The sequence below is a fragment of the Anabaena sp. CCY 9613 genome (assembly GCF_963920895.1).
Lineage (GTDB): Bacteria > Cyanobacteriota > Cyanobacteriia > Cyanobacteriales > Nostocaceae > Cyanocohniella.
In genome coordinates this window covers 1-264 of the sequence record NZ_CAWUDE010000066.1, presented here as the reverse complement: position 1 = coordinate 264, position 264 = coordinate 1, and the positions used below count along the sequence as shown (strand labels likewise).

Annotated in this window: 1 protein-coding gene; it reads left to right on the top strand. The window is 76.5% G+C overall.

All coding sequences use genetic code 11. The annotated features are described in order from the left end of the window. Nucleotides 1–264: hypothetical protein (locus ACM0OT_RS23830; RefSeq protein ID WP_414566846.1), on the top strand; the 264-nt coding region annotated here is incomplete at both ends.

Genomic DNA, 264 nt, shown 5'->3' with positions numbered 1-264 from the left:
CGCCAACGTCGTCGTGGCCCAGCGTTCCGGCCCGTCGATCGTGATGGAGGCCAGCCAGCTCCAGGCCATCGCCGCGCGTTCCGGCCTGACCTGGGACAACCCGACCGGCCTGCGCCGCGTCGCCATCCGACGCGCTGACGGCGCCGCCGCGCCTGCCGCCGTCATCGCCGCAGCCCCCGGCGCCGCGCCCGCACAGCCAGGCTTCACCCCGCCCGTCCGCGCCGGCTATCGCTCGTCCGCGGCCCAGCAGGTCATCGACCGCAA